The organism is Clavibacter sp. B3I6 (assembly GCF_030816895.1).
Taxonomy (GTDB): Bacteria; Actinomycetota; Actinomycetes; order Actinomycetales; family Microbacteriaceae; genus Clavibacter.
Window position 1 is genome coordinate 1262831 of record NZ_JAUSYL010000001.1, and the last position, 22438, is coordinate 1285268.

Consider the following 22438-nt stretch of genomic DNA (forward strand, 5'->3'; position numbering starts at 1 on the left):
ACCTCCCGCGCTCAGGTGCCCGGCGTCGTACCCGTCGGCTCCGTTCGCGTCGCGGTCGCCAGGTGCATCTCGCGCACGGCGAGGAACAGCGGCAGGGCGAAGGCGAACGCCACGAGCGGCACGAGCAGCACGTGGATCCACACGCGGCGCATCCCGAGGCGCCGCCCCTCGACGATGATGAACACGACGCTCGCCACGGCGGCGATCAGCAGGTCCCACGACAGCGAGGAGACCGTCGGCCCGCCCGCGGCCAGGTCGGCCAGGAAGTCGCGGCCCTCCGTCATGACGCGGATGTTCGCCGTCCACGTCAGCACGAGGCCGGCCGCCGCGAGGACGAGGTAGACGACGGCGAGGCGCGTGGGGCGTCGGCGGGCTGGTCGCGAGCTCATGGGGACCCTTCCGGTGGATGGGGACAGGCTAGGCGCGCCGGGTCCCGGAACGCGGGGCGGCTCGCCGGCCCGGCCGGCGGTCGAGGCCGCGGCGACGTCACGGCGCCGTCAGGGCGCGCCGTCAGGGCGCCGTCAGGGCGCCGTCAGGGCGTACAGCGCGACCGCGCTGGCGGCCGCCACGTTGAGCGAGTCGATCCCGTGCGCCATGGGGATCCGGACGACCGTGTCCGCGGACCGGATCGCCTCCTCCGACAGCCCGGGCCCCTCCGAGCCGAGCACGATGGCGAGCCGTTCGTGCTCCTCGGGCCGGACGTCGCGGAGCGACACGGCGTCGGGCGTCAAGGCCAGCGCGGCGATGTGGAAGCCGGCCTCCGCGAGGGCGGCGCGCGTCTCCGGCCACTCCCCCGTGCGCGTCCACGGCACCTGCAGGACGGTGCCCATGCTCACGCGGATGGCGCGACGGTAGAACGGATCCGTGCAGCGCGGGGTGACCAGCACCGCGTCCGCGCCGATGGCCCCGACGGACCGGAAGATCGCGCCGACGTTCGTGGGGTCCACGACGTCCTCCAGCACGACCACCCGGCGCGCGCCCGCCAGCAGCGACGCGACCGAGGGCAGCGCGGGCCGGTCGAGCGACGCGACGACCCCGCGGTGCAGCACGTACCCGGTCAGCTCGGCGAGCAGCTCTCCCGGGCCGGTGAACACGGGCACGTCGCGGTCGCACACGAGCGCGAGCGCCTCCTCGACCGTGCCGCCGAGCGCCAGGACCGACCGCGGCACGTGGGCCCGCCCGGAGCGCCCGCTCCAGCACGAGCGCGGACTCGGCCAGGTAGATCCCGTGCCCCGCGCCCTCGGCCTTGCGGAGCGCGACGTCGGTGCGGTGGCTGTAGTCGGCGAGCCGCGGATCGCGTAGGTCCTCGACGGGGACGACGTGCGCCATTAGCCGGCGAACGGGTCGGGCGTCAGCGTGTACTTCGTGTTCAGGTACTCGTGGATCCCCTCGAGCCCGCCCTCACGGCCCAGCCCCGACTGCTTGACGCCGCCGAACGGCGCCGCGGCGTTGGAGATGACCCCCATGTTGAGGCCCGTCATGCCCGTCTCGAGCCGCTCGATCATGCGCTGGCCGCGCGCGAGGTCGCGCGTGAACACGTAGGAGACGAGGCCGTACTCGGTGTCGTTGGCGAGGCGGACGGCGTCGTCCTCGTCGGCGAACGGCACGATCGCGACGACGGGGCCGAAGATCTCCTCCCGCAGGATGTCGCTGCCCTCGGCGACGCCCGTGAGGAGCGTCGGCGGGTAGAAGTGCCCGGCTCCCGCACGCGGCTCGCCGCCCGCGCGCACCTCGGCGCCGCGCTCCACGGCGTCGCGCACGAGGCGGTCGGCCTTGTCGACGGCCCGGCCGTCGATGAGCGGCCCGACGGTGACGCCCTCCTCCGTGCCGCGCCCGATGCGCATCGCGTCGATGCGCTCCTGCAGGCGGTCCGCGAACGCGTCGGCGACGGAGGCCTGGACGATGAAGCGGTTCGCCGCGGTGCAGGCCTGCCCGACGTTGCGGAACTTGGCCGCCATGGCGCCGTCGACCGCCCGGTCGAGGTCGGCGTCCTCAAACACGACGAACGGCGCATTGCCCCCGAGCTCCAGCGACACGCGGAGCACGTTCTGGGCGGCCTGCGCGCCGAGCTGGCGGCCGACGGGGGTGGATCCGGTGAAGCTGAGCTTGCGGATCCGCGGGTCGGCGATCAGCGGGCCCGTGACCTCGGCGGCCGACGTGGTGGGGATCACGTTGAGCACGCCCGCGGGCAGCCCGGCTTCGGCCAGCAGCTCGGCGAAGCGGAGGGTCGTGAGCGGCGTGAGGTCGGCCGGCTTGATGACCACGGTGCAGCCCGCGGCGAGCGCCGGCGCGATCTTGCGGGTCGCCATCGCGAGCGGGAAGTTCCACGGCGTGATGAGGAGCACGGGGCCCACCGGGTGCTGCGAGACGATCATGCGGCCCGTGCCCTCGGGGTTCACGCCGTAGCGGCCCGTGATGCGCACGGCCTCCTCCGAGAACCAGCGCAGGAACTCGCCGCCGTACGTCACCTCGCCGAGCGACTCGGCCAGCGGCTTGCCCATCTCGAGCGTCATGAGGAGCGCGAACTCGTCCCGGCGCTCCTGCAGGAGGTCGAAGGCGCGACGCAGGATCTCGGCCCGCACGCGCGGCGCGGTCGCGGCCCAGTCGCCAGCGGCGTCGACCGCGGCGTCGAGGGCGCGCATGCCGTCGGCCGGGCTCGCATCGGCCACGTGCGCGATCACGGCGTCGGTCGCCGGATCCCGCACCTCGAAGGTCGCCCCGCCCTCCGCGTCGACGCGCGCGCCCCCCACCAGCAGCGTCGTGGGCGTCCCCGACAGGAGGTCGGTCTCGGTGGGTGCGGTCATTCTGTCCTCTTCTCCCGTGCTCGTGGTGCTGTTCGTGCTGGCGGTGCTGTTCGTGACGCCGCCGACGGCCGTCAGTCGGCGGGTCCCTCGACGATCTCCGCCCCGGCGTCGCGCAGGCGGTCGAGCGCCGCGACGCTCGTGGCCGGGGCCACGCCCGCGACGAGGTCGGCGAGCACGCGCACGCGGTGCCCCTGGTGCACGGCGTCGAGCGCGGAGGCGAGGACGCAGTAGTCCGTCGCGATGCCGACCACGTCGATGTCCGTGATGCCGTGCAGCACGAGCAGGTCCGCGAGCGGCACGCCGTCCTCGGTGGTGCCCTCGAAGATCGAGTACGCGGGGGCGCCCTGCCCCTTGCGGAGGTGGAAGTCGACGGCCGTGACGTCGAGGTCGGGGTGGTACTCCGCGCCGTGCGTGCCCTGCACGCAGTGCGCGGGCCAGGTGGTCGAGAAGTCGGGCACGGCGCCCGCCGCGGCGAAGTGGCCGCCGTTGTCGCCGGTCGCCTCGTGCCAGTCGCGCGAGGCGAGGACGTGGTCGTAGCGGTACGGCTCCGCTGCCAGGAGCCGGGTGATCCCGCGCGCGACGTCACCGCCGCCCGAGACGCCGAGCGCGCCGCCCTCCGTGAAGTCGTTCTGCACGTCGATGATGAACAGGGCCCGCGTCATGCGGCGCTCCTTCCCCGGGCCGCGCCCGGTGCCGTGGATCCGCTGCCCGGGACCGGGCCGCGCGTCACTCGTCCCCCAGGTCCGCGCCGCAGCGGTAGGCGCCCGCGGCGAGGGCGTCGAGGGCGATCTTCGCGTCCCCCGTCACGTTCCCGATGGCGTAGAACGCGAACGTGAGCTTCGCGCCGTCCGCCGCGTCGACGATGCCGGCGAGCGTGTAGCCGGTGTCGATCCAGCCGGTCTTGGCCACCACGTGCCCGCGGGCCACGGCGCTGTCGCCGGCGAAGCGGCTGGTGAGCGTGCCGGTGCGCCCCGCGACGGGCAGTCCGTCGTGCAGGTAGCCGAGCGCCTGCTGCCGCTGGTCGACCTGGATCATGAGCTGCGCGAGGAGCGACGGCGGCACGCGGTTGTCGGGGCTGAGCCCCTGGCCGTCGACGATGGTGAGCGCGGAGGTGTCGAGGCCGTAGGCCCCGAGCGCCTTCGGGATCCCGGTGGCGAGCGACTGCTGGGTGCTCCCCGCGCCGACCTGGATGGCGACGAGCCGGGCCAGCGACTCGGCGAGCACGTTGTCGGAGTTGATGAGCGCGGTCTGGATGAGCGACGACACGGGCTGCGACTCCACCGTGCCGAGGACGGCCGCTCCCGCGGGCGCCGTGCCCTGCGTGACCTCGGCCGACCCGCCGAGCATGGAGCGGAAGGTGCTGCCGACGCGCGCGAGGGGATCCTCGCTGCGAGCGGAGACGACGGCCGCGGGATCCGCCCGGTCGGCGTCGAGCTGCAGCGACGTCATGAAGCTCGAGTACCCGGCCTTCCGCTCGGTCGGCGCCCAGGACGGGATCCACGTCTCCCCCGAGAAGAGCGAGGTGTCGAGCACGATGCGGGTGATGGGCGTGCCCGCGGTGACGGGATCCGCGGCCCAGGCCGTGCGCACCTGCTGCGCGAGGTCGCTGAGGCGCGGCGCCCCCGGGTAGACGGAGCTGCCGGAGGTGAGGCGGGACAGCGTCGGGTCCCCGCCGCCGACCAGCACGACGGTACCGGGCTCGGAGCCGCGGACGACGGTGGTGGCGATGCGGCGGTCCGGGCCGAGGGCGGCCAGGGCCGCGGCCGACGTGACCACCTTCATGACGCTCGCCGTGCGCTCGGGGGTGTCGCCGTTGCGATCGAAGAGGACGCGTCCGGTCGCGGCGTCGCGGACCTGGCCCTCGAAGGTGGCGAGTCGCGGATCCTGCGCGAGGGACGCGATGGAGCACATGCGGAGGTCGCGGACCGCGACCCGATCGGCGGGGGCGGGACGCGCCGGATCGACCGTCGGCGTCGGGCTCGGCGCGGGCGGCGCCTCGGCGGTGGCGGCGACGCTGGCGGAGGCGCCGCCCGCGCGCCCGGTGACAGCCCCGGCACCGACAGCCCCCGCGGCGAGGAGCACGACCGCGGCCACGCCGGCCACGACGGCGCGTGCGCGACGGCGGTCGGCGGGGCGGGAGCGCAAGGCGAGGACGTCCCGGTCGCTGCGGCCGGCGCGCGCGTCATCGGGGCCGTCGACGGGGGATCGCATGGGGCCATGCTAGACGGCGTCCCCGTACGGGCGCCGGGCGCCCGAGGAGCTGGGGAGGGCCGTCCGCGACGGGTACCGGGGAGGGACGCGAGAATCCGCGTGACGGCCACGCCCACGGATCGGACCGAGGCGTGCGACGCGGATGGCGTGATGGAGCCGCCTGTCAGAATCGAACTGACGACCTTCTCATTACGAGTGAGATGCTCTACCGACTGAGCTAAGGCGGCCCGGCCCGGACTCGATGAGTACCGGGCACGAGTAGAGAGCATACCGGATGCGGAGGCCGCTCCCGCACACGTGCAGCCGCGCCCTCGCCATCGAGCACGAGGCCCACCGCCGTCGGGCTCCGCCCCTTCGCCCGCCGCCGCTAGCCGCAGCTGGTGCCGGCCGCCGGCGGATCCCCGCCGAGGAGGTACCCGTCGACCGCGGTCACGATGCACGGATCCCGCTCGTCGTACGCGATGTGCCCCTCGCCCTCGTAGGTGAGCAGCACGCCCGACGCGAGCTGGTCGGCGAGCGCCTGGGCCCACGAGTACGGCGTGGCCGGATCCCCCGTCGTCCCGACGACGACGATGGGCGCCGCGCCCTCCGCGGAGACGGGCGCGGGGGCCTGGCGTGCCGCATACGGCCAGTTGCCGCAGAGCGGATCCGTCTCGCCGTCGCGCGAGGTGTCGTCGTCGGCCAGCTCGCCGCCCGCCTCCCGGACCTCCGCCGCCTCCCGCACGAGCACCGCCGGATCCCGCTCCACGGGGTAGTCGATGCACTGGATGGCGAGGAACGCCTCGTAGAAGTTGCCGGCGTAGGTGCCGTCGGGGCTGCGCCCGAAGTAGGAGTCGGCGAGCGCGAACGCCGTGGCGGACTCGCCGCGCAGGGCCTCCGAGAACGCGGTCGTGAGAGCCGGCCACTGCTGCTCGCTGTAGAGCGCGGAGTCGATGGCGCTGCGCATGACCTGCCCGTCGAGCTCCCGCCCGTCCGCCGCGCGCAGGGGGCTCCGGTCGAGCTGGTCGAGGAGGGCGGCCGCGGTGCGCACGCCGTCGTCGACGGATCCGCGGAACGGGCATCCCTTCGCGGCCAGGCAGGCCGCCATGTACGCCTCGAAGGAGGTGCGGAAGCCCGCGGTCTGCGCGAGCACCACGTCGAAGGAGCTGGCCGACGGGTCCGTCGCGCCGTCGAGCACCATCCGGCCCACGTGCGCGGGGAAGTCCTGCGCGTACTGCGCGCCGATGCTCGTGCCGTACGAGTACCCGAGGTAGGCCAGCTGCGGGTCGCCGACGAGGGCGCGGAGCATGTCGAGGTCGTGCACGGTGCTCCGGGTGTCGATGAACTCGAGCAGCGGGCCGGACCGCTCTGCGCAGGACTCGGCGAACGACCGTGCCGCCTGCTCGAGCTCCTCGTCGTGCTGCGGCGTGCCGGGGGGCGCCTCCGTCTCCCCGTAGAGGAAGGAGTCGAGCTGCGCGTCGTCGACGCAGTCGACGGCCGTCGAGGCCCCGACGCCGCGGGGGTCCCAGCCGACGATGTCGTAGGCGTCCTGGAGCTCACGGGAGACCGCGTAGTCGACGCTGGCCTTCACGAAGTCGACGCCGGACGCGCCGGGGCCGCCGGGGTTGACGAAGAGGGACCCGCGCGGGCCGTCCGCACCGCGGGCCGCGTGCCGCGTGAGGGCGAGCTGGATGTCCGTGGCCGGATCGGGTGCGGACCAGTCGAGCGGCGCGGTGGCCGTGGCGCACTGGGCGCCGTCCTCGCACGGGGTCCAGGCGAGGACCTGCTCGTAGTAGCGGGCGAGGTCGGGCGCGATGTCCTCCGTCGTGGGGCTCGAGGTCGAGCTCCGCGGCTCCGGGGCGGAGAGGAGGCCGCAGCCGCTCAGCGCGACGGCCGCGGCGACGAGCGCCGCCCCTAGCGCGCCGGCCCGACGGATCCCCCGCGCGCCGCTCCCCCGGTGCCTCACGCGACCCCCGCGGATCGGGTGCGGGTGATCGAGATGAGCATCGCCTCCAGGGCGAGCGCCGGGGACACGTTGCCGTCGATCCGGCGCCGCGCGACCCCGACCGCGTCGAGGACCGCGAGCGACGCGGCGGCGGATCCCGCCTCGGCCGCCTCCTGGATGCGCGGCGCGATGGCCTCGTTGACCTGCGGCAGGTCCGCCCCGAGCTGGTGCAGCAGCACGTCGCGGTGCAGGGACATGAGGTCGACGAGGATCCGGTCGATCCCGTCGCGGAGGCTCCGCGTGGCGCGCCGCTTCTGGTCCTCCTCGAGCTGCCGGATCTGCGAGCGCAGCTGTGGCGGGATCGACCCGCCCTCCTGCACGCCGAGCGACCGCAGCGCGCGCTCGCGCTCGTCGGCGTCCCGTTGCACTGTGAACGCCTTGGCGTCCTGGCCGGCGAGCTCGAGCATCGCGGCGGCGGCGCGCACGGCGTCGCCGACGGTGCGGATCCCGAGCGCGAGCTCGAGGGTGCGGCTGCGGCGCTCGCGGGCCTCGGCGTCGGTCGCGAGACGGTGCGCCATGCCGATGTGGCTCTGCGCCTCGCGGGCCGCGCGGGTGGCGGTGGCCGCGTCGACGCCGTCGCGTCGCTGGATGAGCGCGGCCACGTCCTCGACCGACGGGATGCGCAGGCGCACGCTGCGGACGCGGGAGCGGATGGTGGGGATCAGGTCGGCCTCGCTAGGCGCGCAGAGGATCCAGATGGTGCGCTCCGGCGGCTCCTCGAGCGCCTTGAGCAGCAGGTTCGAGGTGCGCTCGGTCATCCGGTCGGCGTCCTCGACGACCATGACCCGGTAGCGCCCGACGGAGGGCGAGTACTGCGACGACGTGACGAGCGCCCGCACCTCGTCGATCGCGATGATGACCCGCTCCGTGGCGAGCACGCCCAGGTCGGGGTGGCTGCGGGCGGCGACCTGGCGCGCGGTGGCCGCGTCACCCTCCGGCGTCCCGTCGCTGAGGAGCGCCGTGGCGAACGCGTACGCGAGGTTCGAGCGCCCGGAGCCGGGAGGACCGGTGATGAGCCAGGAGTGCGCGAGAGCCGTGCCGGCGGCGTCACGGGCGGTGGCGCGCGGGCTGCTGGCCGCGGCGAGCAGGGCGACGGCCTCGGCCTGGCCCGTGAGCTCGTCCCAGATGGCCCGGCCGTCGGGGCTGCCCGGCACGGCGGTGCCCGCGCCGTCGGCTGCGTCGCTCATGCGCGTGCGCCGTCCGCCAAGAGCGCAGCGGCCCGCGTGCGGATCACGTGGGCGATCTCCTCGCGCGGACGTGCGGCGTCGACGACGAGGAAGCGGTCCGGCTCGGCGTCGGCCAGCCCGAGGAAGGCGTGGCGGACGCGCTCGTGGAACTCGCCGCGCTCGGCCTCGAGCCGGTCGAAGCGCGTGCGGGCGGCGTCGAGCCGGACGCGCGCGGACGCCTGGTCGAGGTCGAGCAGCACGGTCAGGTCGGGCAGGAGCCCCTGCGCCGCCCAGAGCGAGAGGTCGCGGATCTCGCCGGCGTCGAGCACGCGACCCGCGCCCTGGTACGCGACGGAGGAGTCGAGGTAGCGGTCCTGCAGCACGACGGCGCCGCGGTCGAGGGCCGGCCGGACTACCGTCTCGACGTGGTGCGCGCGATCAGCCGCGTAGAGCAGCGCCTCCGCGCGCGGGGCGATGTGCCCCCGGCGGTGCAGCACGATCTCCCGGATCTCCGCCCCGAGCTCGCTGCCGCCCGGCTCGCGGGTGACGATGACCTCGCGGCCCTGCCCCTCCAGCCACTCCCGGAGGAGCGCCGACTGCGTGGACTTGCCCACGCCGTCGCCGCCCTCCAGGGTGATGAAGACCCCGGTCACGTCGCGTCGGACGCCGTCGCCGTGGAAGCGGCGGCCTTCTTCGCCGCCGTCGTCTTGGCGGCCGTCGTCGTGGCCGCGGTCGTCTTCGCGGCCGTCGTCTTCGCCGCCGCGGTCTTCGCGGACGTCGTCTTCGCGGACATCGTCTTCGCGGACGTCGTCTTCGCAGACGTCGTCTTCGCGGCCGTCGTCTTCGCCGCCGTGGTGCGCGGCTTCGCGGGCGCCTTCGCCTTGGCCGGGGCCTTCGCCTTCGGCTTCGCCGGCCCCTTGGCCCGCTTGTCGGCGAGCAGCTCGACCGCGCGGTCGAAGTCGATGTCCTCGACGGACTCGCTCTTCGGGATCGTGGCGTTGGTCTCGCCGTCGGTGACGTACGGCCCGAAGCGGCCGTCCTTGACCTTGATGCCCTTGCCGCTCACGGGGTCCGCATCGAACTCCTTGAGCGCGCTGGACGGGCGTCGCGCGCCGTACTTCGGCTGCGCGAAGACCTCGAGGGCCCCCGGCAGGTCGATCTCGAAGATCTGCTCCTCGCTGGTCAGCGACCGCGAGTCCGTGCCCTTCTTCAGGTACGGGCCGTACTTGCCGTTCTGGGCGGTGATGGGCGTCGACGTCTCGGGGTCCTCGCCCACGACGCGCGGCAGGTCGAGGAGCCGGAGGGCGGTGTCGAGGTCGACCGTCGCGAGGTCCATCGACTTGAAGATGGACGCGGTGCGCGGCTTGACCGCGGCCGCCTTCTTCGCCGCGGGCTTCTTCGCGGGTGCCTTCTTCGCAGGCGCCGCCGTGGTCGTCGCGGATGCGGTCTCGAGCACCTCGCCCGTCACCGGGTCGACGCCGTCCGCGGCCGCGGCAGGTGCCTCCTCCGGCTCGGGGTCGAGCTCGGTGACGTACGGGCCGTAGCGGCCGTCCTTCGCGACGATCTGCTTGCCGTTGTCGGGGTTGATGCCGATGACGCGGTCCGTGACGACCGGAGCGTCGATGAGCTCGCGGGCCTTGGCCGCCGTCAGCTCGTCGGGCGCCAGGTCCTCCGGGAGGTTGACGCGACGGGGCGTCGCGTCCTCCGCGGCCCCCTCCTCGTGCACCTCGAGGTAGGGCCCGTACTTGCCGATGCGCAGCGTGATGTCGTCCGCGATGCGCAGCGAGTTGATCTCGCGCGCGTCGATCTCGCCGAGGTTGTCGATCGTGGGGCGGAGGCCCTTGTGGGCCTGGTTGCCGTAGTAGAAGCCCTTCAGCCAGTCGACCCGCTCCGCCGACCCGTCCGCGATGCGGTCCAGGTCGTTCTCCATGCCGGCCGTGAAGTCGTACTGCACCAGCTCGGTGAAGAACTCCTCGAGCAGCCGCACCACCGAGAACGCGATCCAGTTCGGGACGAGCGCGGTGCCGCGGGGCGTGACGTAGCCCCGGTCGACGATGGTCGAGATGATGGCGGCGTAGGTCGACGGACGCCCGATGCCGAGCTCCTCGAGCGTCTTCACGAGGCTCGCCTCCGTGTAGCGGGGCGGCGGGCTGGTCTCGTGGCCCTTCGCGTCGACGTCGACGAGACGCAGGTCCTGGCCCTTCTTGAGGTCGGGCAGCTTGGCCTCGCGCGGCTCGGCGGCGCCGTGGCGCTCCTCGTCGCGGCTCTCCTCGTAGGCGGCCAGGAAGCCGCGGAAGGTGATGACCGTGCCGGAGGCGGCGAACTCCGCCACCTCACCCGCGGGCGTGGGGCCCGCGGCGATGACGACCGACGCGGTCGACCCCTTCGCGTCCGCCATCTGCGACGCGATGGTGCGCTTCCAGATCAGGTCGTAGAGCTTGTGGTCGTTGCCCCGCAGCGTGGAGGCGAGCTGCTGCGGCGTGCGGAAGGTCTCGCCGGCAGGCCGGACGGCCTCGTGCGCCTCCTGCGCGTTCTTGCTCTTGCCGGAGTAGAGGCGCGGCTTGTCGGGCACCGTCTCGGGTCCGTACAGCTCGGCCGCCTGCTTGCGCGCCGCGTTGATCGCCTGCTGCGAGAGCGAGGGCGAGTCGGTGCGCATGTAGGTGATGTAGCCGTTCTCGTACAGCGACTGCGCCACGCTCATCGTCTGCCGCGCGGAGAAGCGGAGCTTGCGCGCCGCCTCCTGCTGCAGGGTCGACGTGGTGAAGGGCGCGGCGGGACGACGCGTGTACGGCTTCGACTCCACGCTCTGCACCGCGAGGGGCACGGACGGGTCGCGCAGCGCCTCGGCGAGCGACTCCGCCGTGCTGGCGTCGAGCGGGCGGGAGTCGTTCTTCAGGGTGCCCTTGTCGTCGAAGTCGCGACCTGTGGCGATGCGGGCGCCGTCGATCCGCACGAGGCGGGCGTCGAAGGGGAGCTCCTGCTCGAGGGGGGACAGCGACGCGGTGAGGTCCCAGTAGGTGGCGGTGACGAACGCGAGCCGCTCGCGCTCGCGGTCGACGACCAGCCGGGTGGCGGCGGACTGCACGCGGCCGGCCGACAGGCCCGGACCCACCTTGCGCCAGAGGACCGGCGACACCTCGTAGCCGTACAGGCGGTCGAGGATGCGGCGCGTCTCCTGCGCGTCGACGAGGGCCGTGTCGATGTCGCGCGTGCTGTCGCGGGCGCGCTCGATGGCCTCCTTGGTGATCTCGTGGAACACCATCCGCTTGACCGGCACCTTCGGCTTCAACACCTGGAGGAGGTGCCACGCGATGGCCTCGCCCTCGCGGTCCTCATCCGTCGCGAGGAAGAGCTCGTCGGCGTCCTTGAGTGCGCGCTTGAGGTCGGCGACCGTCTTCTTCTTCTGGTCGCTGACGACGTAGTAGGGCTCGAAGCCGTTCTCGACGTCGACGGAGAATTTGCCGAGCGTGCCCTTCTTGAGCTCGGGCGGCAGGTTCTTCGGCTCGATGAGGTCGCGGATGTGGCCGACCGAGGCCTGCACCTCGTATCCGCTGCCCAGGTACTGGGCGATCGTCTTGGCCTTGGCCGGCGACTCGACGATGACCAACTTCTTCGTGCCGGGCACGTGACTCCTTATATATGCGTTCATGGGGGCCGATGGCCGGCCCGTGTCCGGGATGCGTGCCCGCTCGGATGCGCTCCGGGGCGATGTGCGGCGGGGTCCCCGACAAGGCACACCATACACACGCGCACCGACCGGCCACCTAATCGCGGTGCCGCCCGGATGCGGCTCGGTGCGGCGTCCCCGCCGAGACGTCGACGTCGGTCCGCCGGGTCGCTCGCCGCTCATCCGGACGACGGATCCGGGGGCTGGCCCGCCCGCGCACGCGCCGTCACGGGCAGGCCGAGCCGATCGTCCCGGCTGCTCGCCTGCACGACCGCCGTCGTGCCGACGACGTCGCACCCCGTGAGCGTCGCGCCCGCGGCTTCGACGACCTCCTCGGCCGCCGCGCAGGGAGACCCCGTCGCGAAGCCGGCGGCGATGTCCGCCGCCGCGAGGGCCGCCGAGTCCGCCGCCCCCGCCGCGACGGCGCGTTCGACGAGCACCGACGACACGACCACCGTCGCGAGAGCCAGGGACGCGACCGCGCCCACGAGGCCGACCGCGAGCACCGTCCCCGAGCCGGCATCCCGCTCACTCCGCATCCGGCTCCTCCTGCCGGGCGCAGCCCCGGGCGGCGACGCGCAGGCCGACGGCACCCGCTGGTCGAAAGCTGCTGGGCGCGCTCAGCTCGACGCACACCGTGCGGCCCGACCGGTCCACCGCCATGGCCGCGCCACCCGCGGCGCCCGCGATGCGCGCTGTGGCCGTGGCCGCGTCCTCACCACGGCCGAGGCTCCGGGCCGCCTCGGCGGCAGCGGACGTGAGCATGACCTGCTGCCCCACCGTCTGCACGGCGCCCAGGCACAGGCCGAGGACGAGGACCACCGCGGGCAGCACCACGGCGAGCTCCGCGGCGGACGCGCCGCGGTCCGCGGACGCCTCGGAGCCGGGCCACGCCTCCGCCCGCGGATGCGGCCGCGGCGGCAACCGCATCACCGGTCGTACGTGAGAGCGCGCCGCACGAGGTCCAGCAGCATCCCCCGCACCTCGTCGCTCTGCAGGATGACCACGAGCAGGCCGGCGAACGCCACCGCGGCCATGGTCGCGATGGCGTACTCGGCCGTGGCCGCGCCGGCGTCACCGGAGCCGGCACCGGAACCGGAACCGCGACGATCGAGGACCCGGTGCACGGCCCGCACCGCGTGCCCGGGCCGGGAGGGCGCGACGCGGACGCAGCTCGCCGAGGGGCCACCCGCACCCGTGGATGCGCGGTCCCCGCAGGATCCCGCCGACTTCGCGTTGCCCCGCGACGACGCCGCCAGCGGCCAGACGGCCCGGCCCTGCGGCGCCACCGGGGCCCCCGTGCGGTCAGCCGCCGCGCCCCGGGCCGGCCTGCCCTCCGTGCAGCGCCCGCCCGCCTCGTCGGTCCGCTCCTCGAATCGCTCCATGTCCTCGTCCTCTCCCCTGGCGGGTGCTCCCCGCCGTGCTCGTCCCTGCCGACCGTCGGCCGGGACGTCACCATCCCCGACGTGGCCGTCGCGGATCCGCGGCGGATGGCGTCCCGTGGACGCGGTCATCCGCGGCCGAGTGTTGAGGACAGGACGGCCAGCAGCATCGGGACGACGCCCACGGCCAGGAAGGCCGGCAGGATGCACACGCCGAGCGGCAGCATCAGGCGCGCCGCGAGCCGCGCGGCAGCCCGCTCAGCCTGGGTGCCCGCGTCCCGACGGGCGCGTCCGGCCTCGCTGCGGAGCAGGACGGCGACGGGGGCGCCCGTCCGGGCGGCCACCTCCACGACGTCCGCCGCGGCCTCGAGCGGGGCCTCGGCGGGGAGGCCCGCGCGCTGGCACGCCCGCCGGACGACGGCGACCGCGCGGGGGACGGAGGCGCCTCCCGTCATCGCCGTGGCCACGAGGTCGAGTACCAGGCCGGGCGCCGGATCTCGAGGCATGGCCTGGCGCACCAGTCCGCGGTTCCAGCGCCAGCCGACCGCGACGAGCGAGGACCCGACCACCAGGCAGGCAGCGCCGGGCACGGTGGTGACGAGCACGCGCACCGGGTCGAAGCCGAGTCCCGCGGCCAGCAGGATCCCCGCCGCGGGCATGAGGAGCACCGTGCGCGCGGTCGCCACCGGGCCCGCGAGCGCCGTGCCCGCATCGCGACGGACGCGCGCGACGTCCACGAGGGTCTCGGCGAGGCGGACGAGCGACCGGGCGAGCGGCGCCCCGGTCCGGTCCGCCACCTCGAGGCCGACGGCGAGGGCGCGCCACGCTCCGGCCGCATCGCCGCCGGACCGGCCACCCGACCGACCGGCGGAGGCGGCAGCGGCCGTAGCAGCTGCCGCAGCGACGCGCACGGCGAGCGGATCCGTCCCGTCGCCCGCGGCGACCCGGCGCACCACGGGCGGGCACGGCGCTCTCCCCGCGCCGGGCCCGCCCGCCCGGCGGGGCCAGCTGCCGCCAGGCCCGCTCGGGGTGCAGACCCGCCTCGAGCAGCACCGCCATCCGCCGCACGAACGCCGCGATCTCCTCCGCCTGCTCGACGGCGGCCCCGTCACCCGCACCCCGCGCCCGCATCCGCGCGCCGACCGCTCCCCCGATCACGCCCGCCTCCCGGTGCCGTCGGGCACCGACGACGCGACGGCGGGTCGGTCCGGGGGCGCCGCTCCCGCGCTCCAGCGCACGGGCAGCACGCGCAGTCGACCGTCCTCTCCCGTCGTCAGACGGCCGGCAGCCGCGACCCGACGCCCCTCTGGCGTCCGGGCGAGGTGGATCACGAGGCCGACCGCGCTCACGGTCTGCCGCGCGGTGGTCACGGCGTCCATCCCGGCGAGCGCACCGAGCGCCTCGAGCCGTGCGGGGACGTCGGCGACGCCGTTGGCGTGCAGCGTGCCCGCTCCGCCGTCGTGCCCGGTGTTCAGCGCTCCCAGCAGCTCTCGGATCTCCGCGCCCCGGCACTCCCCCACGACCAGCCTGTCGGGCCGCATCCGCAGCGCCTCGCGGACCAGCCGCGGGAGCGGCAGCTCGCCGGCCCCCTCGATGTTCGCCTGCCGCGCCTCGAGCGACACGACGTGCGGGTGCCGCACGCGCAGCTCGGCGACGTCCTCGACGAGCACGATGCGCTCCCGGGGATCCGCCCGGGCGAGGAGCGCGCCGAGCAGGGTGGTCTTGCCGCTGCCGGCGGCGCCCGTGATGAGGAGGTTCGTGCGTCGGCGCACCGCCTCCTCGAGCAGCGCCCGGCAGCCCGGCGGGAACGCGCCGGCCGCATCGAGCACGTCGAGCGTGGGTCGGGCGCGGGAGGGCAGCCGGATCGACAGGAGCGTGCCGCGGGTCGAGACGGGCGGCAGCACGGCGTGGACGCGCACCCCGTCGCCCAGCCGCACGTCGACGCACGGCGCCGCCTCGTCGAGGTGCCGTCCGCCCTCGGCGGCGAGGCGCACGGCGAGGGCGCGCACGTCGGGCTCGCCGCCGAGGTCGACGTCCGGCCTCGGCTCGGGACCCGCCCCGCGGTCCGCCCACACCTCGCCATCACCGTTGACGAAGACGTCGGTGGTCCGCGGATCCCGCACCAGCTCCGCGAGCGCCCCGAGGGCCGCCGGCGCATGCCGGGGAGGGACGGCGGGGACGGCGACGGCGACGGCACCGGCCTCCGGCGACGCGGGACGGCAGGCGACGATGCGCCGCCCCTCGCCCCCGTCCGGATGGTCGACGCCGGCCGGCGCTCCCGACACCCGCATGCCGCGCGACCGCGGACGCGGGACGAACGCCACCGGAGGCGTCGGCGGCGGCAGCGGCGCCGCCGGCGGACGCCCACCTGATCCCGACCCGGGTCCCGCACCGCCCGAGGACGCGGTCGGGTGCCCCTCCCCCCTGCGGATGCCACGGCCGTCGACGGATGCCTGCCACTCGATCATGCGCGGAGGCTACGGACGGTGCCCCGCGTCCCGATCCCGGCACTCGACCGTGCGGACACCCGCGGTCCGGATCGGCATGGGGAGGAGCGGCCGGGTGGAGAGAGAGGGGCGGCGCCCATCGGGGGAACGGGCGCCGCCACGTGACGAAGGATCGGGGGAATCCAGGACTCGCCACACGCCGGGCTCAGCCCGACGCGTCGAGCATACGCCTCACTCCTCTCGTGACGGGAGGGTTGTGCGAGTTCTGGCCGTTCCCCCATCGGACTCCCGGTCTCGCCCGTCCCAGCGGTGACGGACGGCTGCCCCTCGCACCGGACGGACCACCCGCTAACGTGGGTCGCGGAGAGGATGACGATGTCCACGAACCCCGAATCGCCCGAGCCCGGATCCCGGAGCGCCGCCGCACGCGACCACGACGAGGAGGGTGCGACGAGCGCGTCCCGCCCGTCCGCGGCGCCCGATCCCGGCCCCGTCCACCCGCCGTCGGACGCGTTCCGCGCGACGCGCGTCGCCGACGAGTCCCTGGCCGAGGCCGCCGCCGCCGACCGCCTCGCGTTCTGGGCCGACCGGGCCCGCGAGCTCGTGACCTGGGAGACCCCGTTCGAGACGGTGCTCGACTGGTCGGACGCCCCCGTCGCGCGCTGGTTCCCCGAGGGACGCCTCAACGTCGCGTACAACTGCCTCGACCGGCATGTGCTGGCCGGGCACGGCGACCGCGTGGCGCTGCACTGGGAGGGCGAGCCGGGCGACACCCGCGACCTCACCTACGCCGAGCTCACGGCCGAGGTCAAGCGCGCCGCCAACGCCCTCCGAGACCTGGGCGTGGGCGCCGGCGATCGCGTCGCGATCTACCTCCCGATGATCCCCGAGGCGGTCGTCGCGATGCTGGCCGTCGCGCGCATCGGAGCCGTGCACTCGGTCGTCTTCGGCGGCTTCAGCGCGGAGAGCCTCCGCGCCCGCATCGACGACGCCGAGGCGCGCGTGGTCATCACGGCGGACGGCGGCTGGCGCAAGGGCAAGGTCTTCCCGCTGAAGCCCGCCGTCGACGCGGCGCTCGTCGGCTCGGCGGGGTCCGTCGAGCACGTCCTCGTCGTCAAGCGCGGCGAGAACGAGGTGGACTGGGACGACGCGCGCGACCTCTGGTGGCACGAGCGCGTCGCCGCGGCGGACGCGGAGCACGAGGCGGAGGCGTTCGAGGCCGAGCACCCCCTCTTCATCCTCTACACGAGCGGCACGACCGGGAAGCCGAAGGGGATCCTGCACACCTCCGGCGGGTACCTCACCCAGGTCGCCTACACGCACCGCAACGTCTTCGACCTGCACCCGGAGACCGACGTCTACTGGTGCACGGCCGACGTCGGCTGGGTCACCGGCCACAGCTACGTCGTCTACGGGCCGCTCGCGAACGGCGCCACGCAGGTGATCTACGAGGGCACGCCCGACACCCCGGAGCCCGGGCGCTGGTGGGACATCGTGGAGAAGCACGGGGTGACGATCCTCTACGCGGCCCCGACGGCGATCCGCTCCTTCATGAAGACGGGACGCGAGATCCCGGACGCCCGCGACCTCTCCTCCATCCGGCTGCTCGGCTCCGTCGGCGAGCCCATCAACCCGGAGGCCTGGCGCTGGTACCGCGACGTGATCGGCGGCGGCGACGTCCCCGTGGTCGACACGTGGTGGCAGACGGAGACCGGCGGCATCATGATCTCCGCCCTGCCGGGCGTCACGGCGACCAAGCCCGGATCCGCGCAGGCGCCGATCCCCGGCATCTCGGTCGCGGTGGTCGACGACCAGGGCGAGCCGGTGGCGCGCGGCGAGAGCGGCCTCCTGGTCGTGACGGAGCCCTGGCCCGGCATGCTGCGCGGCATCTGGGGCGACCCGGAGCGCTACCGCGAGACCTACTGGGACCGCTTCGGCGACCGCTACTTCGCGGGCGACGGCGCCCGGCTCGACGAGGACGGCGACATCTGGCTCCTCGGCCGCGTGGACGACGTGATGAACGTCTCCGGCCACCGCCTGTCCACCGCGGAGATCGAGTCGTCGCTCGTCGCGCACCCGTACGTGGCCGAGGCCGCCGTCGTGGGCGCCTCCGACGAGGCGACGGGGCAGGCCGTGGTGGCCTTCGTGATCCTCCGCACCGCCGAGGCGAGCGCGCTCGGCGACGAGGACCCGAACGAGGTGCTGCGCAAGCACGTATCCGACCAGATCGGCGCGATCGCGAAGCCGCGGCGCGTGTTCGTGGTGCAGGAGCTGCCCAAGACGCGCTCCGGGAAGATCATGCGCCGGCTCCTGCGCGACGTGGCGGAGGGGCGGGCCGTCGGCGACACCACCACGCTCGCGGACACGCAGGTGATGCAGGTCATCACGGAGCGGATGAGCGCCGGCTGACGCGGGACCGGCGGGAACGGCAGGAGGGCCGGGTGCATGCACCCGGCCCTCCTGCGTGCCCGCCGCGGCGGTCCGGTGCTAGTCGACCAGCGCCACCACGAGCTCGACCTCGACGGGAGAGCCGAGCGGGAGCTCCGCGACGCCCACGGCGGAGCGCGCGTGGATGCCGGCGTCGCCGAGGATCTCCCCCAGCACCTCGCTCGCGCCGTTGATCACGCCGGGCTGGCCGGTGAAGCCCTCGGCCGAGGCGACGAAGCCCGTGACCTTCACGACGCGGGCGATGCGGTCGATGCCGCCGGCCGCGGCCGCCGCTGCGGCGAGGCCGTTCAGGGCGCAGGTGCGGGCGTGCCCCTTCGCGTCCTCGGCCGACACCTCGGCGCCGACCTTGCCGGTCGCGGCGAGCGCGCCGTCGACGAAGGGCAGCTGGCCGCTCGTGTAGACGAGGCCGCCGTGCGCGACGGCGGGGACGTAGGCCGCGACGGGCGCCGCGACCGCGGGCAGCTCGATGCCGAGCTCGGCGAGGCGGTCGGAGATCGCGCCCATCAGGCGCCGTGCTCCGCGCCGGCGACGGGCCGCTTCATGTACGCGACGAGGCCGCCCTCGGGGGCCGGTCACGACCTGCACGAGCTCCCAGCCCTGCGATCCCCACGTGTTGAGGATGGCGGCCGTGTTGTGGATCATCAGCGGCGTGGTGAGGTACTCCCACTGCCCGGGCGTTGCGGTCATCTCGGCTCCTTGCCGGTCGGGTCTGGACGCGGGACGGGATGGGCGCGGGCTGCCGGCTCACAGGTCTCACGGGTTCCCATACACCCTTCCCGTACTCTGGAGTCTATGTCTGCTTCGAAGAACACGCCCGGCCGTGTCGCCGCCGCCCTCACGGGCGTCCTCGGCATGAGCGCCGTGGCCGGTGTCCTCGTCGCGGCGATGGTCACCCCGGCCATCGCCGTCACGAGCCTCGCGGCCAACAACACCATCGGGCTCTTCGAGGACCTGCCGGACTACCTGCAGATCGACAACCTGGCCCAGAAGACGGAGCTGTACGCGACGCAGGGCGGCCAGCCCGTCAAGTTCGCCGAGTTCTACGCGCAGAACCGCCAGGAGGTGAGCTGGGACGAGGTGTCCGACAACGCCAAGGCCGCGGCCGTCGACACGGAGGACCCCCGCTTCTACGAGCACGGCGGCGTGGACGTGCAGTCCACGTTCCGCGCGCTGGCGCAGAACGTCATCGGCGGCGGCGTCCAGTCGGGCGCCAGCACCATCACCATGCAGTACGTGAAGAACGTGCTCGTGCAGAAGGCGGAGACCCTCGCCGAGACGGATCCCGAGGCGGGCAAGAAGGCGTACGCCGAGGCGACCCAGGAGTCGACCGCGCGCAAGCTCAAGGAGATGCGCCTCGCCATCGGCCTGGAGAAGAAGTTCTCGAAGAACGACATCCTGCTCGGCTACCTCAACATCGCGAACTACGGCGGCACCGTCTACGGCATCGAGTCGGCCGCGAGGTACTACTACGGCGTGTCCGCGAAGGATCTCAGCATCGCCCAGGCGGCCAGCCTCGTCGCCACCGTGAACTACCCGACCGCGCTCCGCGTCGACGACCCCGACAACCTCGAGGCGAACAAGGAGCGGCGCGACGTCCTCATCGGCAACATGCTGAAGCACAACAGCATCACGCAGGAGCAGCACGACGAGGCGGTCGCCACGCCCGTGACCCCGGTCATCACGCCGTCGGTCAGCGGCTGCACCGCCGCGCAGCCGGCGAGCGCCGCCTACTTCTGCGACGCCGTCAAGTACACGGTCGAGAAGTCGAAGGAGTTCGGCGCGAACCCCGACGAGGCCCGCCGCAACCTCAACCGCAACGGCTACAGGATCTACACGACCCTGAACCTCGACCTGCAGGCCAAGGCCACGGACGACATGCGCAAGCAGATCCCCACCACCATGAACAGCATCGACGTGGGCTCGGCCATGACGAGCGTGGAGGCGAAGACCGGCCGCGTGATCGCGATGGTGCAGAACACCGACTACGGCAACGAGGGCGCGGGCGTGACCAGCGTCAACTACAACACCGACCAGGACATGGGCGGTTCCCGCGGCTTCCAGGTGGGCTCGACCTACAAGATCGTCACGCTCCTCGACTGGTTGAAGGAGGGGCACTCGGTGAACGAGGTCGTCCGGTCGTCCAACGGGACCTGGACGGGACGGGACTTCCGGAACTCCTGCGGCGGTGGCAACTCGGCCGGCGACTCCCTGACGGTCACCAACGACGGCGCGGCCCCGGGGCCCAACCGCACGGTCATGTCGGGCACGGCGAACTCCACCAACACGGCCTTCATGGCGATGGCCAGCGAGCTGGACCTGTGCGGGCTGGCGCAGACGGCCACGGACATCGGCATCCACAACGCCACGGGCAAGCCGCTGTCGAACCTCATCTCGGACATCATCGGCTCGGGTGGCAACACCATCGCGCCGCTGACCATGGCCTCGGCCTACGCGACCGTGGCCAACGACGGCACCACCTGCACCCCGATCCTGATCGACAAGGTCGTCCTCCCGGACGACACCGAGATCACGCCGCCCTCCGCCAACTGCCGCGAGGCCGTGAGCCCGGATGTCGCGCACACCGCCGCGTACGCGCTGGCCGGGGTCATGAGCGCCACGGGCGCCCCCGCGAACACGAACGACGGCACGCCGCTCATCGGCAAGACGGGCACCACCGACAAGGCCAAGGACACCTGGTTCGTCGGATCCAGCAGCGAGGTCACCACGGCGATCTGGGTGGGCAGCTCGTCGGGTCAGCAGATCCGCCAGCGGAACACCAAGCTCCCCGGCGGCCAGCTCATGTCGACCGCGCGCTTCGCCGTGTGGAAGCCGTTCATGCAGTCCGTGAACGCCGTCTACAAGGGCCAGGCGTTCCCCGGACCCGCCGCCGAGCTCACGAAGACGCCCACCGTGCAGGTGCCGGACGTGGAGGGCATGTCGCCCGCCGCCGCCCAGTCGGCCATCGAGGCCGCGGGCCTGAGCTTCGCCCAGGGCGGCGAGCGCTCCTCCTCGAGCGTCCCCGCCGGGCAGGTCAGCGGATCCGATCCGGGTGCCGGCGCGAACGCGGCCCGCGGATCCACCGTGACGGTGTTCACGAGCAGCGGCCCCGACCAGAGCCAGCAGCAGACCGAGCAGCAGCCGACCGCCGCGGGCATCGTCCCCGACGTCCGGGGCCAGAACATGGTCACCGCCCGCCAGGCGCTCCGCGCGGCCGGCTTCGACGTGACCTACGCGCAGGAGCAGGTGCAGGACAACTCGCAGATCGGCAAGGCCACCCGCACGGAGCCGGCCGCGGGCGAGCCGAGCAGCGGTCCCGTCACCCTGTTCGTGGGACGCACCTGATGGGCGTGCTCGGAACGCTCGCCCGCACCGCGGGCGGCGTCGTCGCCGCAGGGGCGGCGGTCTTCGCGTACGCGTCGTTCTACGAGCGGCGCCGCTTCACGCTCCGCGAGGTCACCGTCCCGGTGCTCCCCGTCGGCGCCGACCCCATCCGCGTGCTGCACCTGTCCGACATGCACATGGCGCCGTGGCAGCACAAGAAGCAGCGATGGGTGCGCGAGCTCGCGGCACTCCAGCCGGACCTCGTCGTCGACACGGGCGACAACACGGGTCACGAACAGGGCATCGCGGCCGTCGAGGAGACGCTCGAGGCGTTCCGCGGGATCCCCGGCGTCTTCGTGCACGGCTCGAACGACTACTACGGGCCGACGCCCAAGAACCCGTTCAAGTACTTCACCGCGGACACGCACGCCACCCAGCGCCCGGCGGACCTCGACCTCGCGCGCCTCGAGCGGCTCTACGCATCGCTCGGCTGGGTCGACCTCAACAACGCCGCGGGGGCGATCGAGGTCAACGGCACGCTGCTCGAGTTCTTCGGCGTCGACGACCCGCACCGCGACTTCGACCACCTCGAGGCGCTCCCGGGTGCGCTCGAGGCGCTGCGCGAGGACGGCGACGCCTACCAGGGATCCTCCGCCGCGCCCGTGGTCTCCGTCGGCGTCGCGCACGCTCCCTACCGCCGCGTCCTCGACTCCTTCGTCACCAACGGCGCCCGCATGATCTTCGCCGGTCACACGCACGGCGGGCAGGTCTGCGTGCCGGGCTACGGGGCGCTCGTCACCAACTGCGACATCCCCCGCCGGCAGGTGAAGGGCCTCAGCGTCTGGCCGCACGCCGACCGCGCCGCCTACCTGCACGTGAGCGCCGGCCTCGGCACCTCGATCTACTCGCCCGTGCGCTTCGCGTGCTTCCCCGAGGCCACGCTCCTCACGCTCACGGCGGTCTGACCGCGCGAGGCGTACTCGGGAGCCCGGATCATCGGGTATCGTA

17 protein-coding genes, 1 tRNA gene and 1 pseudogene are annotated in these 22438 nt (G+C 74.0%); 3 read left to right on the forward strand and 16 right to left on the reverse strand.

Annotation, left to right across the window (positions count from 1 at the left end; translation table 11 throughout):
- Nucleotides 1-11: 11 nt before the first annotated feature.
- The 15 genes and pseudogenes from QFZ62_RS05945 to QFZ62_RS06015 all read right to left on the reverse strand — a co-directional run bounded on the left by QFZ62_RS05945 (nucleotide 12) and on the right by QFZ62_RS06015 (nucleotide 15499).
- Nucleotides 12-389 carry a DUF2834 domain-containing protein gene (locus QFZ62_RS05945; protein ID WP_307502961.1) on the reverse strand — a complete coding sequence of 126 codons (378 nt, stop codon included), beginning with the start codon at nucleotides 387-389 and terminating at the stop codon, nucleotides 12-14.
- Between the two features lie 132 nt (nucleotides 390-521).
- Nucleotides 522-1329: pseudogene (locus QFZ62_RS05950) on the reverse strand (TrmH family RNA methyltransferase).
- A complete protein-coding gene (locus tag QFZ62_RS05955) occupies nucleotides 1329-2804 on the reverse strand; it encodes an NAD-dependent succinate-semialdehyde dehydrogenase (protein ID WP_307502963.1) in 1476 nt (491 codons plus the stop codon). The pseudogene QFZ62_RS05950 and the gene QFZ62_RS05955 overlap by 1 nt, the downstream one beginning before the upstream one ends.
- A 71-nt stretch (nucleotides 2805-2875) precedes the next feature.
- Nucleotides 2876-3466, reverse strand: a complete 591-nt coding sequence (locus QFZ62_RS05960; RefSeq protein WP_307502966.1) for an isochorismatase family protein — start codon at nucleotides 3464-3466, stop codon at nucleotides 2876-2878.
- A 64-nt stretch (nucleotides 3467-3530) separates the two neighbouring features.
- Nucleotides 3531-5015, reverse strand: coding sequence for a D-alanyl-D-alanine carboxypeptidase/D-alanyl-D-alanine-endopeptidase (gene dacB, locus QFZ62_RS05965; RefSeq protein ID WP_307502969.1), 1485 nt, complete (start codon nucleotides 5013-5015; stop codon nucleotides 3531-3533).
- Nucleotides 5016-5166: 151 nt separating this feature from the next.
- Nucleotides 5167-5242: transfer RNA gene (locus tag QFZ62_RS05970), tRNA-Thr, on the reverse strand.
- Between the two features lie 140 nt (nucleotides 5243-5382).
- Complete coding sequence (locus tag QFZ62_RS05975) at nucleotides 5383-6960, reverse strand: alpha/beta hydrolase (RefSeq protein WP_307502971.1); 1578 nt, start codon at nucleotides 6958-6960, stop codon at nucleotides 5383-5385.
- Nucleotides 6957-8186, reverse strand: a complete 1230-nt coding sequence (locus QFZ62_RS05980; protein WP_307502973.1) for a DNA polymerase III subunit delta' — start codon at nucleotides 8184-8186, stop codon at nucleotides 6957-6959. Before QFZ62_RS05980 ends, QFZ62_RS05975 begins: the two co-directional genes overlap by 4 nt.
- Nucleotides 8183-8818 carry a dTMP kinase gene (gene tmk / locus QFZ62_RS05985; RefSeq protein WP_307502976.1) on the reverse strand — a complete coding sequence of 212 codons (636 nt, stop codon included), beginning with the start codon at nucleotides 8816-8818 and terminating at the stop codon, nucleotides 8183-8185. The genes QFZ62_RS05980 and tmk overlap by 4 nt, the downstream gene beginning before the upstream one ends.
- A complete protein-coding gene (topA, locus tag QFZ62_RS05990; RefSeq protein WP_307502979.1) occupies nucleotides 8815-11790 on the reverse strand; it encodes a type I DNA topoisomerase in 2976 nt (991 codons plus the stop codon). Before topA ends, tmk begins: the two co-directional genes overlap by 4 nt.
- A gap of 221 nt (nucleotides 11791-12011) precedes the next feature.
- Complete coding sequence (locus QFZ62_RS05995; protein ID WP_307502981.1) at nucleotides 12012-12371, reverse strand: Rv3654c family TadE-like protein; 360 nt, start codon at nucleotides 12369-12371, stop codon at nucleotides 12012-12014.
- Nucleotides 12361-12762 carry a TadE family type IV pilus minor pilin gene (locus QFZ62_RS06000; RefSeq protein WP_307502984.1) on the reverse strand — a complete coding sequence of 134 codons (402 nt, stop codon included), beginning with the start codon at nucleotides 12760-12762 and terminating at the stop codon, nucleotides 12361-12363. The genes QFZ62_RS05995 and QFZ62_RS06000 overlap by 11 nt, the downstream gene beginning before the upstream one ends.
- Nucleotides 12762-12959 (reverse strand): DUF4244 domain-containing protein, encoded by a 198-nt coding sequence (locus tag QFZ62_RS06005; protein WP_307507702.1) that lies wholly within the window; start codon nucleotides 12957-12959, stop codon nucleotides 12762-12764. The genes QFZ62_RS06000 and QFZ62_RS06005 overlap by 1 nt, the downstream gene beginning before the upstream one ends.
- A 383-nt stretch (nucleotides 12960-13342) precedes the next feature.
- Nucleotides 13343-14170, reverse strand: coding sequence for a type II secretion system F family protein (locus tag QFZ62_RS06010; protein WP_307502986.1), 828 nt, complete (start codon nucleotides 14168-14170; stop codon nucleotides 13343-13345).
- A 198-nt stretch (nucleotides 14171-14368) separates the two neighbouring features.
- Nucleotides 14369-15499, reverse strand: coding sequence for a TadA family conjugal transfer-associated ATPase (locus QFZ62_RS06015; protein WP_373425942.1), 1131 nt, complete (start codon nucleotides 15497-15499; stop codon nucleotides 14369-14371).
- Nucleotides 15500-16030: 531 nt separating this feature from the next.
- Between QFZ62_RS06015 and acs the strand changes: the two genes are divergently transcribed.
- Complete coding sequence (gene acs / locus QFZ62_RS06020; protein ID WP_307502992.1) at nucleotides 16031-18070, forward strand: acetate--CoA ligase; 2040 nt, start codon at nucleotides 16031-16033, stop codon at nucleotides 18068-18070.
- 78 nt (nucleotides 18071-18148) lie between these two features.
- Here the strand turns inward: acs and QFZ62_RS06025 are convergent, their stop codons facing one another.
- Entirely contained in the window at nucleotides 18149-18613 is a 465-nt protein-coding gene (locus QFZ62_RS06025; RefSeq protein WP_307507705.1) for a RidA family protein, read from the reverse strand.
- 288 nt (nucleotides 18614-18901) lie between these two features.
- On the opposite strand from QFZ62_RS06025, the gene QFZ62_RS06030 reads away from it, so the two are divergent.
- Nucleotides 18902-21451: a transglycosylase domain-containing protein gene (locus QFZ62_RS06030; RefSeq protein WP_307502995.1), complete on the forward strand. Its 2550-nt coding sequence runs from the start codon at nucleotides 18902-18904 to the stop codon at nucleotides 21449-21451.
- Nucleotides 21451-22395 (forward strand): metallophosphoesterase, encoded by a 945-nt coding sequence (locus QFZ62_RS06035; RefSeq protein ID WP_307502997.1) that lies wholly within the window; start codon nucleotides 21451-21453, stop codon nucleotides 22393-22395. Before QFZ62_RS06030 ends, QFZ62_RS06035 begins: the two co-directional genes overlap by 1 nt.
- The last annotated feature ends 43 nt before the right edge of the window (nucleotides 22396-22438 follow it).

What these genes read in the sequence shown, in the direction of transcription:
- QFZ62_RS06035 (WP_307502997.1), top strand. Translation starts at nt 21,451, where the DNA reads ATGGGCGTGCTCGGAACGCTCGCCCGCACCGCGGGCGGCGTCGTCGCC.
- acs (WP_307502992.1), top strand. Translation starts at nt 16,031, where the DNA reads ATGACGATGTCCACGAACCCCGAATCGCCCGAGCCCGGATCCCGGAGC.
- QFZ62_RS05945 (WP_307502961.1), bottom strand. Translation starts at nt 389, where the DNA reads ATGAGCTCGCGACCAGCCCGCCGACGCCCCACGCGCCTCGCCGTCGTC.
- QFZ62_RS05995 (WP_307502981.1), bottom strand. Translation starts at nt 12,371, where the DNA reads ATGCGGAGTGAGCGGGATGCCGGCTCGGGGACGGTGCTCGCGGTCGGC.
- QFZ62_RS05955 (WP_307502963.1), bottom strand. Translation starts at nt 2,804, where the DNA reads ATGACCGCACCCACCGAGACCGACCTCCTGTCGGGGACGCCCACGACG.
- dacB (WP_307502969.1), bottom strand. Translation starts at nt 5,015, where the DNA reads ATGCGATCCCCCGTCGACGGCCCCGATGACGCGCGCGCCGGCCGCAGC.
- QFZ62_RS05960 (WP_307502966.1), bottom strand. Translation starts at nt 3,466, where the DNA reads ATGACGCGGGCCCTGTTCATCATCGACGTGCAGAACGACTTCACGGAG.
- QFZ62_RS06025 (WP_307507705.1), bottom strand. Translation starts at nt 18,613, where the DNA reads ATGGGCGCGATCTCCGACCGCCTCGCCGAGCTCGGCATCGAGCTGCCC.
- QFZ62_RS05980 (WP_307502973.1), bottom strand. Translation starts at nt 8,186, where the DNA reads ATGAGCGACGCAGCCGACGGCGCGGGCACCGCCGTGCCGGGCAGCCCC.
- QFZ62_RS06000 (WP_307502984.1), bottom strand. Translation starts at nt 12,762, where the DNA reads ATGCGGTTGCCGCCGCGGCCGCATCCGCGGGCGGAGGCGTGGCCCGGC.
- QFZ62_RS06030 (WP_307502995.1), top strand. Translation starts at nt 18,902, where the DNA reads ATGTCTGCTTCGAAGAACACGCCCGGCCGTGTCGCCGCCGCCCTCACG.